Below are 14,806 nucleotides of genomic sequence, written 5' to 3'. Positions count from 1 at the left end.
ATTTTCGGGGAATATGTTAAAGAGTAAAAAGCAGTTTGCGCCTGTGGGAAAACGGTTTGCTCCGATGCCTATTTCCCCGAATCTCTTCCTTTCCTCATCTAAGAATTCCGGTTCTTCTTCCCCCAATTCGCCATGGCGTCCAATGCAGGAATGAGTTCTTTTCCGGATGCAGAAAGATCGTAAGCTACGTGTGGTGGCATCACTTCGATCACCTGGCGTGTGACTAAACCATCCGTTTCCAGTTGACGCAGATGTTGAATCAGCATTTTTTCGGTAATGGACGGAATTCCTCTTTTCAGTTCACTGTAGCGCCGGCTCCCGTTCCGAAGATTCCATAAAATGAGTGGTTTCCAACGCCCTCCGATGCGATCGAGTGTGAAATTGACGGGGCAGAAATCGTTGACAATCTGCCGGTTTTCGTTATTTGTAGATGATTCTTTGATGATGCGCATAAACCTACTTTTTGGTAAGTACTAGTATAAAAGTAAGTGCAAATATACCTTTGTTCCATCAAATTCAAAAATACAAATGATGCATTACATTATCACAGGATCGCTGGGAAACATCAGCAAGCCACTTACGGCACAGCTTACACAAGCAGGACATCACGTAACAGTCATTACAAGCGATTCAGCGAAACAGGCTGCGATTGAAGCTCTGGGAGCAAAAGCAGCCATCGGATCGGTAACCGATATCGATTTTTTGACAAACACCTTTCAAGGAGCAGATGCCGTGTACCTCATGGTTCCGAACAATTTTGCTGCTCCAAGTATCTGGGAACACCAGCACGCAGTGGGCGACAGCTACGTTGATGCATTGAAAGCATCGGGAGTGAAGCGCGTAGTATTGCTTAGCAGCATCGGTGCACACCTGCGCCAGGGAGCAGGGCCAATCGATGGATTGGGTTACTTAGAAGAAGCACTTGCAGGACTTGATCTTCACGTGAAAATCCTGAGACCGTCGTATTTCTTTTACAACCTCTTCACGATGGGCGATATGGTGCGCCATGCAGGAATTATGGGGTCTAACTTCGGAGGAACCGATGAGCCGATTCCACTGACACATACCCATGACATCGCCGATGTAGCAGCCAAATACCTGATTGCGTCAGACTTCGAAGGTCAAACGGTGGAATACATCGTCAGCGACGAACGGACTTCCGCAGATATTTCCCGTGTACTCGGAACGGCTGTTGGAAAACCGGAAACACCGTGGATTTTATTCAGCGACGAAGAAGCCTTGAAAGGAATGAGCGAAGGTGGTTTAAGCGAAGATATGGCCCTGAGTTATGTTGAAATGGGACGCGCATTCCGCGAAGGAAGAGCAACGGAACATTACATCAATCACAAGCCTGTATTCGGGAAAGTAAAACTCGAAGATTTCGCACAGGAATTTAAAGCGGCTTATGAAGGGGAATAAGCACCAATGAATCGACTGATTTATAGAAAAACAAATGCCTGCTCCCAAGCGGGCATTGTTGTTTTTAGTCCTTGTCTGAGAATGAATCGGATGGAGTGGAAACTTTGTGCGCTTCGCTTCTTTGGGGTTTGTAAATCAAAATTTCATCTAAACGCAAAGGAGGAATTAGTTGTATCAATCATCACTGGATGTTCTTCCGGATTCTGCTCGATGATGATTGCGTGATTATCGGGAAAATTATGGCAGGAAAAGAATTGAATGGTCATTTGGCAAAAAGAGCAGAAGCGTCTTCGAAATTCGTAATTTTGAGTCTTATGTTAGAAAGACGTCTGGGACTAGCGCAAGCTACTGCTATCAATATGATTGATATGGTCGGAATCGGACCATTCATCACCCTGCCGATGATCATTACGATGATGAACGGCCCCTATTTTCTCTATGCCTGGATTGCGGGAGCGCTCCTGTCTTTCATCGATGCGATGGTATGGAGTGAACTCGGTGCAGCCTTCCCGAAGGCCGGGGGATCGTATAATTTCCTGAAAGAAGCTTACGGAGCAGATAAAGCCGGCGGACTGATGAGTTTCCTGTTTGTCTGGCAAACCATGATCCAGGCTCCGCTCGTAATTGCATCCGCTGCAATCGGGTTTACGGCTTATTTTTCATACCTGTTTCCGTTGAATCCGCTTGCGGCCAAAGCGGTCAGCGGGGGAGTGGTGATCCTGATTGTTTTACTGCTTTACCGGAGAATTGAAACCATCGGGAAGATCAGTATGTTCCTGTGGTTCGGGGTTATTCTGACCATTCTCTGGATTGTTGCCGGGGGAATCTCTCACGGAAATTTCCTGGAACCGATTCGCCACATGAACGACGGGTTGACGGTCAATTATGCCTTTGTTTCGGCCATTGGTTTTGCCAGCGTGAAAACGGTATACAGCTATCTCGGCTACTACAATGTGTGCCATTTGGGAAGCGAGATCAAGAATCCTACCCGGAATATTCCACGAAGTATGTTCCTGTCCATTGCCGGAATTTCGGTGCTTTACCTGGCGATGAACATCAGTGTGGTCAGTGTGATTCCGTGGGAAGAAACCTGTGATACCGATTATCTCATCAGTATTTTCATGGAGGAATTGATGGGAAGTACTGCGGCGATAGTGGTCACTTGTCTGATTCTTTGGGTTGCTTTTGCTTCCTTATTCTCCGCAACGCTTGGTTACAGCCGGATTCCGTATGCAGCCGCAGCAGATGGTTCTTTCTTCAAAGTCTTTGCAAAACTGCATCCGACCAAACAATTTCCGCATATTTCACTCTTATTCCTGGGCGGGTTAGGATTTATCTTCAGCTTGTTATTCCGGTTGAGTGACGTGATCAGTGCCATCCTGGCCATGCGGATCCTGATTCAGTTTATCGGTCAGGCAGTAGGATTGATTTTACTTCGCAAGGCACGGGGCAAACAATTTTTCCAGTGGAGAATGCCCTTGTTTCCGATTCCGGTCATCCTGGCAATCATTCTCTGGGCAGGAATCCTCATTTCGACCGGTTGGCAGATGATTCTGGCCGGAATCGGCGTAATCAGTCTCGGAACGATTGTTTATTTCGTGAAAGCAAAACGAAACGGGGAGTGGCCTTTTAGAGTGGACAATTGAAAATGTAAAAGCTCTTGGAAATTCAGACAATTCGTAATTCGGAACTCTTCATTCGTAATTAATTGAACATGACCTATAAAGAAATTTTCCTGAAGTTTAAAGGATTGAACACGGCGCATACGACAGCGCTTGAAGCATTGATGGAACAAGGGATTCCGGCTGATTCCAACCTGAACGAACTGGTACTGAGCGTAGTGCTGTGTGATTACATTACAAGTGTTCGGAACATGGCCAAAAAAGTGCTCAAAAAACGCGGAAACACCGCTGTAAATGAAGCCTTGTCATTGTTATCACGCAGGAACTACCAGAATGATTCCGGGAATAAAAACCTGGAAACGGATCTTCCCGAACTGGAGAAAATCGCCGGATTCAGAACAACACAGTTTGCGAAATACCTGTATATCCGGAATAGCGGCTTGCGCAATGCACGGGATTACTTTTTCGAATATGCGGGCATCGAAGAACTCCGGTTCTATTTTATCCACGATTCCTATACCTCACAAGACGGCGATGCAATCCGCCTGTACCCGGGAAGAGGAGATCTGAGTGGGCGCGTTGCCCAAACGATGTTGGATGTGATCCCGGAAGTGGCCGACAAAGTGACATACATTTCATGCAATACAAAAGAAGCTGTTTCCCTGAACCTGGAAGGAATTCAATTGCCGAACCTGTACGAACTGGCCTTGCATACGGGCATGAATACGATTCCAGCAGGTTTGTTTGATCATCCTTCCATGCGCAAGCTTGGAATTACTGCCAATGTAGAAACGCTTCCGGAAGGATTCGGGAAACTGAAAAACTTAACGAAACTCTATCTTTCTGCCCCGGTTTCCGAACTTCCGAAGGATATTTTTTCTCTGGAACAGATGGAATGGTTTTCGCTCTACAATACCAGGTTGGAAACACTGCCGGAGGAAATCGGGAATTTTAAAAACCTCACAACGATCACCATCGACGGCAATCCCGAATTGAAAAATATTCCGCAAAGCCTGTTTGATTTGCCGAAACTGAATGACGTATATAAAAGAGACATCCGGGCGGAATTTATGCCTGCAAACGAATACGAAGTCTTGTTTAATGATTTCAGTTTCTATTTAAAATGGTTCAAAGAAATTCCTTCGGTACAGGAACAAATAGACCGTTACAAGGCCGGAGAACCACATTTTATGCCGGAACTGATCCTGGCTGTTTCCAGGTGTTATTACGACGATGAACACGGACTTAAATTAACCGATTTGTATTCCCCGATTGAGAAATTAGCACCTGAATCTCTGAAAGCGGTCAACAAAGCAATCAAAAATCCGAAATTCATTGATCAACGCGTGATCACGGAAGAAAAATTGGCTAAAATCAAGCAGAAAGTCGAAGCATTCGAAGGATTCAATGCCGACAAATTTATGGAGTTTGTTCGAGAGTTAATTGCTTATGTGGATGCGGAGTACCCGTTTGAGAAGTGGTAAGTAAGTGTGAATATTGTTGATCTTTCGTCTGTCCGTCCCGATAGCTATCGTGGAGCTGAAGCTTATCTGGAACGACGGAAGATTTTCTGTTTCCAGTTGTTCTCGATACCTCTCCGTTACTCGAAAACTGACTGGAAACAGAAAATCCGTAATTTGCAGAAAAAATTACTTGATCTTTAAATCGAGAATTTTTTCTGCTCCGATAAATCCTTCCAGCTGGTCTCCGATTGCCACCGGGCCAACTCCTGCAGGTGTTCCTGTAAAGATGAGATCTCCCGTTTTCAGGGTCACAAATTGAGAAACAAAAGCAATGATCCGATCAATGGAAAAAATCATGTCAGCGGTATGCCCGTTTTGAACTGTTTCCCCGTTCTTTTTCAGCGAAAAATGGAGGTCATTCAAGTTCAGTGAACTCACCGGAACAAAATGCGTTCCTAGCGGGGCGCTGTTATCAAACGATTTGGCTTTCTCCCACGGAAGACTTTTCGCTTTACACTGTTCCTGCACGTCACGCGCGGTGAAGTCGATCCCGAGTGAAATCTCATCATAATACGTCGAAGCAAACTTTTCCTGGATGTTTTTTCCCACTTTTTTGATCTTCACCACGATCTCACATTCATAATGTAAATCTTTGGTGAAATCCGGGATATAGAAATCGTTTCCTGCCGGCAAATAGGCCGTATCCGGTTTCATAAAGAAAACGGGTTCGACCGGAAGCGGATTGTTCAATTCTTTTGCGTGATCGGCGTAGTTACGGCCTATACAAATGATTTTCATCTTTTTTATTGTAATAAGAATAGTTGCCTTCGGCTCCGCTCAGTCAGCTATTCTTTCATAGGAACGCTGAGCGGAGTCGAAGCGTTATTTCTTGAATTTATTCTGCAGTGCTGCCAGCTTGTCTTCCATGCTCATTCCAGGATTTTCAGCTTCGCGTTTTTCCCTGCGCTTTTGTTTGATGCGTTCCATTTCCTCACGAAGCAATTGCTTGGTGAATAGGGGGAAATCGGCGTCCATCATCCAGCCGAAATAACCGGGTTCGGTTTCCGAAACCTCCTCAACGGTTTTTCCTTTGTGCTTACCGAAATTGTATGTCACCTGGCCATCTTTCGTTTTCGCAAGTCTTCCCGCGAAATCGTGCCATTCCTGGTTTCCCTGGCGTGAAAAGTCAGATAATTCCGGGATGTTTTTTGCCAGGTCCGGGTAGCGCTCCAGCTGTGCTTTGAAAACATCCAGCGTTACTTTCGTGTCGTACAAAGCATTGTGAGCATTTTCCATTCCCTCGTTGCAATAGAACTGGTAAGCAGCAGCCAGTGTGCGTTGCTCCATTTTGTGAAAGATATTCTGTACATCCACAAACCGGCGGTTGCTGACTTTAAACGGATGATTGATCCGCAAAAACTCTTCTGCCAGAACCGGGATATCGAACTTATTGGAATTGTAACCTCCCAAATCGGAATCCCCGATAAAAGCCGCGATCTCATCTGCCAGTTGGGCAAAGGTTGGTTCGTTGGCAACCATCTCATCCGTAATACCGGTAATTTCCGCTGATTCTTTCGTGATCGGAATGGTGGGGTTAACACGTCTGTAGAATTCACTCTGTTCTCCGTCCGGAGCAATTTTGATTAAAGCAATTTCAATAATCCGGTCTTTCGCCACATCCAATCCGGTGGTTTCTAGATCCAGCATAACAAAATTTCGGGTGAGTGATAAATGCATACAGTTAAAGTTATATTCAAAGATGGCGAAAAAAAGTCGGGGTGGAAAATTTTCCACCCCGACTTTTTTTATGATAGTTCCAATTACTTTACAATCAAGAACTCCGTTCTACGGTTCAATTGGTGTCCTGCTTCTTTCTCTTCCCACGTTTTCATCGCGTTGATCACTTCATCTGAAACTTTCAACTGCGTTTCACCATATCCTTTTCCGGAAATTCTGTTAGCAGCAATTCCTTTGGAAATGATGTAGCGTGCAGAAGCTTTCGCGCGCTGATCAGACAGTTTGATGTTGTAATCATCCCGACCGCGGCTATCCGTATGAGAACCCAATTCGATTTTGATTCCCGGGTTTTCCTTCATGATCTTCACGATTTTATCCAGTTCCTTGGCAGCATCCGGGCGAATATTCCACTTGTTGTAATCGAAGTAGATCGGGTTCACGTTCAGACCGATGTCTGTTCCTGCTTCGTTTTTCGCCAGGGAACGGTCAATACGGATTTCAGATGCATCTGTCAGCGTTACCGGTACATCGTAGGTCATCGATACGTATCCTGGTTTTTCCAGTTTCAGTGCAAATTCCACGTTATCGCCTTGTTCCATACCACCCAGGGTATCTGTTTTGTAGGTACCGTTGGCAGTCGTAGGAAGCTGGTAAAGTGTTTTACCCGTTTTCTTGTTAATCAGGCTCACGGAAACACCGCTTAGTTTCGCATTGGTTTTGCTATCCGTAATGGTTCCTGCCACGTAGTATGGCTTCACAATCATTTGTTCATCCACATCTAACCAGAACTCACGGTAAATCTCAGAGTATTCTTTGTTACAATCCACCTTGAATTTATCGGTGTAGAAGTTTTTCTTCCCGGTTTTCTCATAAGAGAACGTTATTTCGTACTGCTTGCACGGATCAAGAGCATTCATGAACAAACCATCACGCAGACGCGGATAGATTTTCAGGTCATACGGTTTCTCGCAATCCACACATTTCAAGGTCACGTATACATCCTCAGGAAGTGGCTTGTCGCCGATAACTTTTATCTTTCCATTCAACACAGCCACATTTTTGATTCCGAGGTAGTTGTTTTTGATCTCGTAAATGTCTTTTTCGCCTTTTCCGTCCGCGCGGATCGAAGTCAGGTAACCTGTTAACCCGTCAACGGTTGTCGTGTAGAATACATCGTCGCATGTGGAGTTGATCGGGTAGCCCAGGTTCGATGCTGGTCCCCATTGTCCTTTACTATCTAATGCCGACATAAACACGTCGAAACCTCCCATACTTTTGTTCCCGTTGCTGGAAAAATAAAGCGTGCTGTTATCAATCGAAACAAACGGAGACTCTTCGTCCATCGGCCCGTTGATGTTTGGTCCCAGGTTTACCGGATCCCCCCAGGTACCGTCTTTTTGTTTCAGGGAGTAGTAAATATCACGACCTCCGAAACCTCCTTTGCGGTTCGATACGAAATACATGACTTTTCCGTCAGGACTGACTGTTGCGTGTGTTTCCCACGCATCGGTATTGATTTTTTTATTGTCCAGGTGAGTGACCTCCTGGAATTTGTTTGTAGAGAAGTCAGAGTAGAAGATGTCACCGTTTCCTTTGGTGTCCATGTATGCGTATACACGGCGTTCATCCGGACTCACGGCAATCGTTGCTTCGTTTTGCAGCGGATCACAAAATTCCAGTCTGATCGGTTCCATCCAGGTGGAGTCGAAATCGCGGTATGAAACGTAAATATCTTCCGGATATTGGTTATTTCTCGGATCCAATCCCTTGTCCGAATCTCCTTTAACCCATCTTCTTCTGGAAGTGAAGTAAAGAGCAGATCCGTCGAGTGAAATAACCGGAGAATATTCCGGTGCTGCGGTATTGATGACGCTTCCCATGTTCTTGAGGTAAACATTTTTGGGATTCGCCATTTCCGTGCGTGCTACTTTACATTGCTCCAAAAACAACTTGGCAAAAAAGACGTTGTTCGATTTCGCGATGGAAGTCGCAAGGAATTTGTTGTAATATTCTTCCGCTTTGTCAATGTTTCCTGCCATGTGGTAACATCTTCCCAATTCAAAGTAAGCATCCACCGGAGCGGCCGTTTCCTTGGTATTGAACGGATCGTATTTTTTATCCGTTTTCAAAACCGCCTTTTCCAGGTAAGGTTGCGCTTTGACAAAATCAGTGGACATTTCGAGGTAAATAAATCCTCTTCGGTAATTGTAATTCGAACTGTTCGGTTGAATTTCCAATAGTTTGTCCACGATCGTTCCTGCCTGGTAAAAATAGCCCTCCTGAATCATAATTGAACTCTCCATCACCAGTTCGGATTCGGAACCGTTACGGACTAATTCAGCCACGCGCTTATCATCATACTGTGCTGAAGACAGAAATGGAAAGAGGAGTGTTAGTAAAATAGTAGATTTTAGTAACTTCATTACGCTATAAATTAAATAAGACCCACATCTTATAGATTAAGTATGTGGGTCTTACGGTCGTTTTATTTTTTAGTTACAACGAAAATAACTATAATTCTCTATTAATATCAAATTGCTCTAAATAATCTGCAACTCTTCGAACAAATTGACCTCCAAGCGAACCGTCTACTACACGGTGGTCATAGGAGTGGGATAAGAACATTTTGTGGCGGATTCCGATGAAGTCTCCTTCCGGAGTTTCAATCACAGCCGGCATTTTGCGAATAGCCCCCAAAGCAAGGATTGCTACTTGTGGCTGGTTGATAATCGGAGTTCCCATCACGTTTCCGAACGTTCCTACGTTGGTAACGGTGTATGTTCCGCCCTGGATATCTTCCGGCTTCAATTTATTATCGCGGGCATTTCTCGCCAGTTCGTTTACGGATTTTGCCAAACCTGTCAGGTTCATGCGGTCAGCCTGTTTGATTACCGGAACAATCAGGTTTCCGGAAGGAAGTGCAGTTGCCATTCCCAGGTTGATGTCTTTGCGCTTGATGATTTGATTTCCGGAAAGGGAAACGTTGATCATCGGGAAGTCTTTGATTGCCCGAACAATCGCCTCCATGAAAATAGGAGTGAACGTCAGGTTCTCGCCTTCGCGCTTTTCGAATTCCTTCTTCATCTTGTTTCTCCAGTTCACGATGTTCGTTACATCCGCTTCTACGAAAGAAGTTACGTGAGGAGAAACGTGCTTGGACATCACCATGTGCTCGGCAATCAGCTTGCGCATGCGGTCCATTTCGATGATTTCGTCTCCCGGATTCGGGATGACAACCGGCTCCTTGATATTGCTCAGGAAAGAAGAACCTCCTGAAACAACCGGTGCTGCTCCGTTTGAAGCTGCCGGTGCGCTGGTTGTTACCGCTGCTGCCGGTTGTGCTGCTACTGCAACAGAACCTCCCGCTACGCGGTTGTCAATGTATGACAGAATATCTTTTTTTGTTACTCTCCCTCCGGTTCCTGTTCCGCTGATTGAATCGATTTCCGCCATGGAAATGCTTTCTTTCTGAGCGATGCTTCTAACCAAAGGAGAGATGAATTTACCGTTTCCGCTATTTTTATCAAGAGTAGCCCCGCCGTTTGAAGCCACTGCCTGTGCCGCAACGACTGTTTCAGCTACTGCTGCAACTGCTGCCGGTTCAGCTTTTGGCGCTGCCGGTGCAGCATCTCCGTCTGTTGAGATAATTGCAATCACATCTCCAACTTGAGCAACCTGATCTTTTTCAAACAATTTTTGAACCAAAACTCCGGCTGCTTCCGATGGCAATTCGTTGTCAACTTTGTCTGTTGCAACTTCTACCAAAGGTTCATCCATAGCTACGGTATCACCAACTTCTTTCAACCAGTTAGTAATGGTAGCTTCTGTAACGCTTTCTCCCATTTTAGGAAGACGAATTTCAATTTGTGCCATAAAACGACTAAGAATTCTCGATTAATTTCGGTACAAAAATAACGGAAAAAATATGAAATTCACCAACAGAATCTATTGATCCAGTTTTTTCCACGCTTTCCACAAAATGCGGACGTCTCCGAAGACGGAATATTCCCGTGCATAAAGCAAATCCAGCTTGGATTTCAGCCCTTCGTCGAGACCCGAAAGATGGTCGGTAGGAGTGAGGATTCCTTTCTTGATTTTCGGCAATTGCTTGCTCGAAAAACTACCCTGCTGATTGTAGGAAACAAGGGTTTTTCGTCCGCTTATCAGGCTGAATACATGCCCGAGGAAACGGAGTTTGTTTGAATAAAACCAGATCAGCAACGGGGAACACAGAAGCAAGATCAACCCGGAAATAAGATCGAATAAGCGCTTCTGCCGCTGTTTTGCAGGTTGACTGATAGCGTTGATTTCCAGAATATAGAGGTCGCCGGCCGTTTCAATGGAGTTAGACCCGATCAGGTACTGACTGTCCGGCTGTGCAATTTTGTAATCAACCGTCAGATCCGGAATGGCGATCATCCAATGGATAATGTCGCGCGCACTGGTGTCTTTGGCACAAAAAATAATTTCGTCGATGTTGTGGACGCGTACGATCTGCTCCAGCTGATTGATCGAACCGAGTGAGTTTTTATCGTGCTCTTCATCCAGGGAAACCGAAACAATGTTGGCAATCTTCGGTTGTGTTTGGTGAAGTAATAATGAAACGCGGTCAAATTCTTCGGGTGACCCGACAATGGCAAAGTTCGCATGTTTGCGTCCGTTGATGGTGAAACGCTTCCCGATACCGAGGTGCAGCAAGATTCTGGAAAGAATGTAATACAAGACAATCCAGCCTGCCCCCAGTAGAATGAACAAGCGCGAAAACTGCCATTCTTTCGGGAAAAGTGCATAGAGAATCAGGATCAATGCCGTTCCGATTGCCCCGCCGGAAATGAATTTCTTAAAAGTGACCGGCGGATCGTAAGCTCCCTGCAATGTCATCGAACTCATCCAGATCAGGGTATAAATCGGGATAAGTACATGCGTAATTTGTTCCGGGAAATCGATCTGTGCCTGCTGCCAGTAATTGGTCAGTGCAAACAAGCCCATGAGGATGTACAGGATATCGAAAACCGGCAGCGTAATCTTACGGATAAACCGCATCGCAATAGCGAGTCCTGCACGGAAATAGATTGCAGAATTGATCAGGAAGGAAAACAAGCGCGCATTTTTCTGCGAGAAGTGTTTCCGGGCAAAAATGACCATGGCGCGGTAAAAAACGAATACGTAATTGACCGAACTTTTCTTGGTGCTTTCGCCTTTATAATGGATAATCCGGGTTTCCGGGAAATAAACGTTTTTGTAACCGCCCTTGATAATGCGGTAGGAGAGATCAATGTCTTCTCCGTACATGAAAAATTCTTCGTCGAGCAGCCCCACTTTATCCAGGGCTTCTTTCCGCATGAGCATAAACGCTCCGGAGAGAATCTCGATTTCGTTCGTTTCGAATTCGGACAAATAGCCCAAATGGTATTTTCCGAAAACCCGTGATTTCGGGAAAATCCGTGAAATACCAAAGATTTTATAGAAGGCAACTGCCGGAGTAGGCAATCCTCTTTTGGATTCCGGGAGAAAGACACCTTTTCCGTCTACCATGCGCACTCCGAGTCCACCCACATCCGGATGTTCGTCCATGTAGCGCACTACTTTGTGCAGCGTATCTTCTTCGATCACGGTATCGGGGTTCAACAACAGCTGGTACTTGCATTCCGACTGCTCCATGGCCTGGTTGTTGGCGCGGGAAAATCCTTTGTTGTCTTTGTTTGCGATAACGCGTACCCATGGAAATTTCTCACGAACCATTTCCACCGATCCGTCAACGGAATTATTGTCGACCATCCAAACCTCTGCCGGCTCCTGTTTCATGGCTTCAGCCACGGAGTTCAGACATTGCTCCAGAAAAAAGACAACGTTATAGTTGACAATGATTACAGCAATTTTCGGAGTAGAATGGGTCACAATCCTGGTGTACGAATTAAATTAGTTTACAGCGATGCATGAAATCTCAATCGGAACATTCATCGGCAGTTTGGAAACCTGGACAGTCTCTCTCGCCGGCGGTGTGTTCTGAAAGTACGATCCATAAACGGCATTCATTTCAGAAAATTGTCCGAGATCCGTCATGAAAATGCTGCATTTCACAATGTGGTCCAGTGTCAGGCCAGCTTCTTTCAATAACGCTTCGATGTTTTTCAGAATACGGTGAGTAGCTTCTTCGATAGACGCAACTTCCAGTTCTCCTGTAAATGGATTCAAGGGAATCTGTCCACTGACATACACGGTGTTTCCGCTAACGATTGCCTGACTGTATGGTCCGATCGGAGCCGGAGCACCCGGAATTTGAATTGCCTTTTTCATCGATTCTTTTTTGCAAGTTTAGTAATTTTGGCCCACATGCGGTTTTTATTAGTAGATAACTTCGATTCCTTTACCTATAACATTGTTCATTACCTCGAACAATGCGATGTGGAGGTGGAAGTGTATACCAACCTGTCTGTGGACTGCTCTTCTCTTGATCAATACGATGCACTGGTGCTTTCTCCGGGGCCGGGATTGCCGGAACAGGCCGGAAAGCTCATGCAAGTCATCGGCCTGGCGCTTGAAAAGCAGCTTCCCGTTTTGGCAGTTTGTCTGGGAATGCAGGCTCTGGCACTTCACTTCGGAGATGAGCTGTATAATCAGCAGCATGTGAAGCATGGGGTGGCGGAATCCGCTCAGCGGACAGAATCAAAATCACTATTCTACCAGGGCATTCCGGAAGTTTTTGAGGTCGGGCTGTATCATTCCTGGGGAATCCGCCTACAGGAAAATTCGCCTTTTCTGGCAACCGCTTATTCCGAAAACAACGTGCTGATGTCGATGGAAATTGCCGCACGCAAAGTCTATGGCGTTCAGTTTCACCCGGAAAGTATCCTCACCCCGCAAGGACTGAAAATGATCGAAAATTTTGTGGAGTTGGTAAGGGAAAGCTAAATGTCGCTCTCGATATACTCCATTACATTTTGCTACTCGCACTGACATTTGCGAAGTGTCCGGCAGGAAACGGGTCAATATTGTCCTGTCGGGTGATTTGAGAGGAACGAACAAATCGTATCGAGACAAGGACAGATTTCCAGAGATTAAAATGGGATTAGAATTGTACTGCTAACATATAATTCCTATGCATTCATAGAAAAAAAATGTATATTGGGTAAAATTTGAATGTATGAAATGGATAACCACATCATTATTTCTCCTGTTTTTCATCGTAGGAAAAGCACAGACCTGTATTGGAACCTGGGTGACAATTGACGACAAAACGGGAAAGAAAAAATCAAAAGTTGAGCTGTATAAGAAAGACGACAAGCTTTATGGGAAAATCATTTACCTGTACCCGCGCGAAGGGCGTGAAGACAATCCGAAGTGTAAAAAGTGTACCGACGACCGCAAAGATCAGCCATTGGTCGGTTTGCAGATTGTTCGCGGATTGAAATGGGACGGAAGTGAATGGGAAGACGGAACCATTGTGGATCCGGAAAACGGAAAAGTGTATACTTGTTCCATTTGGATCGACCGCGATGATTACAACAAATTACATGTGCGCGGTTATGTAGGACCGTTCTTCAGAACACAAACATGGCACAAAAGCACCGACTAGCATTGCTGAAGGTGTCAAATATAACGAACAAAAAATCCCGCCCTGGATAACCGGAGCGGGATTTTTTATGAATGCGTATCTATTAAGACGCTTTCTTCTGGCAGCAAGAACCTCCTGATTTCTCACCTGCGCAAGTAGCACCTTTTTTACCTTTCTTTTTCTTTCCTTTCTTATCGTCGTGTTTTACAACAGAAATGGATGTGTTATTATTTGAAGCAGCGTAAACAGTAGCGCTTACAGAACCTACGAACATCAATAACGTTAATGCAACAAATGCTTTTTTCATGATTTCAATGTTTTAATTTCTTTAAAAATACAATTAATATTTAGAATGAACCAAGCTTCGTCAGCTTAGCTTTCACATCCTGGTCAATTTTAACATCTAATTTCGTGCCAAGCGGAAGAAATACATCTACTCGCGAACCGAATTTGATGAAACCAAACTCCTGGCCTGTTTCAGCTGTTTGTCCTTCTTTTGCATAATAACAGATACGGCGTGCAACAGCTCCCGCAATCTGGCGGAATAATACTTCCTGGCCGGAAGAATGTTGTACAACCACCGTGCTGCGTTCATTGTCCGTTGAGCTTTTCGGATGCCATGCAACCAGGAATAATCCTTTGTGGTACTTCACATATTTCACAATCCCGCTGATCGGGAAATAATTTGCGTGAACATTCAGCGGCGACATGAAAATGGAAACCTGGATGCGTCGGTCTTTAAAATATTCCGTTTCTTCTACTTCTTCGATAACAACTACTTTTCCGTCTGCCGGACACAAAATATCCGAATCTGTGAACGAAAAGGTGCGTTTCGGGATTCTGAAAAATTGGACGATGAGGTAGAACATAACCAATACACCGACAGATAACAGGAGAAACAGCCAAAGCCATCCTGTTTGGGTGTACAACCAGTAATTTCCCCATTCGATTAATCCTAGAATAAGCGCGCCGATTAAAATCGTAGCAGTTCCTTCTCTGTGAAGCGTCAT

Annotated in this window: 14 protein-coding genes; 5 read left to right on the top strand and 9 right to left on the bottom strand. The window is 45.0% G+C overall.

Features of this window, described 5'->3' with window-relative positions; genetic code table 11:
* Positions 1-98 precede the first annotated feature (98 nt).
* Positions 99-452, bottom strand: a complete 354-nt coding sequence (locus ABDV94_RS12550) for a helix-turn-helix domain-containing protein (RefSeq protein WP_343747536.1) — start codon at positions 450-452, stop codon at positions 99-101.
* Between the two features lie 79 nt (positions 453-531).
* On the opposite strand from ABDV94_RS12550, the gene ABDV94_RS12545 reads away from it, so the two are divergent.
* The 3 genes from ABDV94_RS12545 to ABDV94_RS12535 all read left to right on the top strand — a co-directional run bounded on the left by ABDV94_RS12545 (position 532) and on the right by ABDV94_RS12535 (position 4,525).
* A complete protein-coding gene (locus ABDV94_RS12545; RefSeq protein ID WP_343747535.1) occupies positions 532-1,419 on the top strand; it encodes an NAD(P)H-binding protein in 888 nt (295 codons plus the stop codon).
* A 188-nt stretch (positions 1,420-1,607) separates the two neighbouring features.
* Positions 1,608-3,065 (top strand): amino acid permease, encoded by a 1,458-nt coding sequence (locus tag ABDV94_RS12540; RefSeq protein ID WP_343747534.1) that lies wholly within the window; start codon positions 1,608-1,610, stop codon positions 3,063-3,065.
* Between the two features lie 68 nt (positions 3,066-3,133).
* Positions 3,134-4,525 carry a hypothetical protein gene (locus ABDV94_RS12535; protein WP_343747533.1) on the top strand — a complete coding sequence of 464 codons (1,392 nt, stop codon included), beginning with the start codon at positions 3,134-3,136 and terminating at the stop codon, positions 4,523-4,525.
* A 165-nt stretch (positions 4,526-4,690) separates the two neighbouring features.
* On the opposite strand, the gene ABDV94_RS12530 is transcribed toward ABDV94_RS12535, so the two are convergent.
* The 6 genes from ABDV94_RS12530 to ABDV94_RS12505 all read right to left on the bottom strand — a co-directional run bounded on the left by ABDV94_RS12530 (position 4,691) and on the right by ABDV94_RS12505 (position 12,538).
* The gene (locus ABDV94_RS12530; RefSeq protein WP_343747532.1) at positions 4,691-5,302 is read right to left on the bottom strand and encodes a fumarylacetoacetate hydrolase family protein; all 612 of its coding nucleotides are present in this window, start codon (positions 5,300-5,302) and stop codon (positions 4,691-4,693) included.
* An 84-nt stretch (positions 5,303-5,386) separates the two neighbouring features.
* The gene (locus tag ABDV94_RS12525) at positions 5,387-6,211 is read right to left on the bottom strand and encodes a 3'-5' exonuclease (protein ID WP_343747531.1); all 825 of its coding nucleotides are present in this window, start codon (positions 6,209-6,211) and stop codon (positions 5,387-5,389) included.
* Between the two features lie 113 nt (positions 6,212-6,324).
* Positions 6,325-8,664 carry an OmpA family protein gene (locus tag ABDV94_RS12520; RefSeq protein WP_343747530.1) on the bottom strand — a complete coding sequence of 780 codons (2,340 nt, stop codon included), beginning with the start codon at positions 8,662-8,664 and terminating at the stop codon, positions 6,325-6,327.
* A gap of 88 nt (positions 8,665-8,752) precedes the next feature.
* Positions 8,753-10,114, bottom strand: a complete 1,362-nt coding sequence (locus ABDV94_RS12515; RefSeq protein ID WP_343747529.1) for a dihydrolipoamide acetyltransferase family protein — start codon at positions 10,112-10,114, stop codon at positions 8,753-8,755.
* A gap of 72 nt (positions 10,115-10,186) precedes the next feature.
* Entirely contained in the window at positions 10,187-12,139 is a 1,953-nt protein-coding gene (locus tag ABDV94_RS12510; RefSeq protein ID WP_343747528.1) for a glycosyltransferase, read from the bottom strand.
* Between the two features lie 21 nt (positions 12,140-12,160).
* Positions 12,161-12,538, bottom strand: coding sequence for a RidA family protein (locus tag ABDV94_RS12505; RefSeq protein ID WP_343747527.1), 378 nt, complete (start codon positions 12,536-12,538; stop codon positions 12,161-12,163).
* Positions 12,539-12,574: 36 nt separating this feature from the next.
* On the opposite strand from ABDV94_RS12505, the gene ABDV94_RS12500 reads away from it, so the two are divergent.
* Both ABDV94_RS12500 and ABDV94_RS12495 read left to right on the top strand, forming a co-directional pair.
* Positions 12,575-13,153: an aminodeoxychorismate/anthranilate synthase component II gene (locus tag ABDV94_RS12500; protein ID WP_343747526.1), complete on the top strand. Its 579-nt coding sequence runs from the start codon at positions 12,575-12,577 to the stop codon at positions 13,151-13,153.
* A gap of 232 nt (positions 13,154-13,385) precedes the next feature.
* Positions 13,386-13,817 carry a DUF2147 domain-containing protein gene (locus tag ABDV94_RS12495; protein ID WP_343747525.1) on the top strand — a complete coding sequence of 144 codons (432 nt, stop codon included), beginning with the start codon at positions 13,386-13,388 and terminating at the stop codon, positions 13,815-13,817.
* Between the two features lie 82 nt (positions 13,818-13,899).
* Here the strand turns inward: ABDV94_RS12495 and ABDV94_RS12490 are convergent, their stop codons facing one another.
* Positions 13,900-14,103 carry a hypothetical protein gene (locus ABDV94_RS12490; protein ID WP_343747524.1) on the bottom strand — a complete coding sequence of 68 codons (204 nt, stop codon included), beginning with the start codon at positions 14,101-14,103 and terminating at the stop codon, positions 13,900-13,902.
* Positions 14,104-14,143: 40 nt separating this feature from the next.
* Positions 14,144-14,806: a phosphatidylserine decarboxylase family protein gene (locus ABDV94_RS12485; RefSeq protein WP_343747523.1), complete on the bottom strand. Its 663-nt coding sequence runs from the start codon at positions 14,804-14,806 to the stop codon at positions 14,144-14,146.

Origin of the sequence: Fluviicola sp., assembly GCF_039596355.1 — a bacterium.
In the GTDB taxonomy this organism is placed as follows: domain Bacteria; phylum Bacteroidota; class Bacteroidia; order Flavobacteriales_D; family Crocinitomicaceae; genus Fluviicola.
This window is presented reverse-complemented; position numbering and strand designations above follow the sequence as displayed.

Excerpts from the sequence above, each read along its gene's own strand:
- ABDV94_RS12535 (WP_343747533.1), top strand. The coding sequence starts at position 3,134 with ATGACCTATAAAGAAATTTTCCTGAAGTTTAAAGGATTGAACACGGCG.
- ABDV94_RS12525 (WP_343747531.1), bottom strand. The coding sequence starts at position 6,211 with ATGCTGGATCTAGAAACCACCGGATTGGATGTGGCGAAAGACCGGATT.
- ABDV94_RS12500 (WP_343747526.1), top strand. The coding sequence starts at position 12,575 with ATGCGGTTTTTATTAGTAGATAACTTCGATTCCTTTACCTATAACATT.
- ABDV94_RS12545 (WP_343747535.1), top strand. The coding sequence starts at position 532 with ATGCATTACATTATCACAGGATCGCTGGGAAACATCAGCAAGCCACTT.
- ABDV94_RS12515 (WP_343747529.1), bottom strand. The coding sequence starts at position 10,114 with ATGGCACAAATTGAAATTCGTCTTCCTAAAATGGGAGAAAGCGTTACA.
- ABDV94_RS12540 (WP_343747534.1), top strand. The coding sequence starts at position 1,608 with ATGTTCTTCCGGATTCTGCTCGATGATGATTGCGTGATTATCGGGAAA.
- ABDV94_RS12550 (WP_343747536.1), bottom strand. The coding sequence starts at position 452 with ATGCGCATCATCAAAGAATCATCTACAAATAACGAAAACCGGCAGATT.
- ABDV94_RS12505 (WP_343747527.1), bottom strand. The coding sequence starts at position 12,538 with ATGAAAAAGGCAATTCAAATTCCGGGTGCTCCGGCTCCGATCGGACCA.
- ABDV94_RS12495 (WP_343747525.1), top strand. The coding sequence starts at position 13,386 with ATGAAATGGATAACCACATCATTATTTCTCCTGTTTTTCATCGTAGGA.
- ABDV94_RS12485 (WP_343747523.1), bottom strand. The coding sequence starts at position 14,806 with ATGACGCTTCACAGAGAAGGAACTGCTACGATTTTAATCGGCGCGCTT.
- ABDV94_RS12520 (WP_343747530.1), bottom strand. The coding sequence starts at position 8,664 with ATGAAGTTACTAAAATCTACTATTTTACTAACACTCCTCTTTCCATTT.
- ABDV94_RS12530 (WP_343747532.1), bottom strand. The coding sequence starts at position 5,302 with ATGAAAATCATTTGTATAGGCCGTAACTACGCCGATCACGCAAAAGAA.
- ABDV94_RS12490 (WP_343747524.1), bottom strand. The coding sequence starts at position 14,103 with ATGAAAAAAGCATTTGTTGCATTAACGTTATTGATGTTCGTAGGTTCT.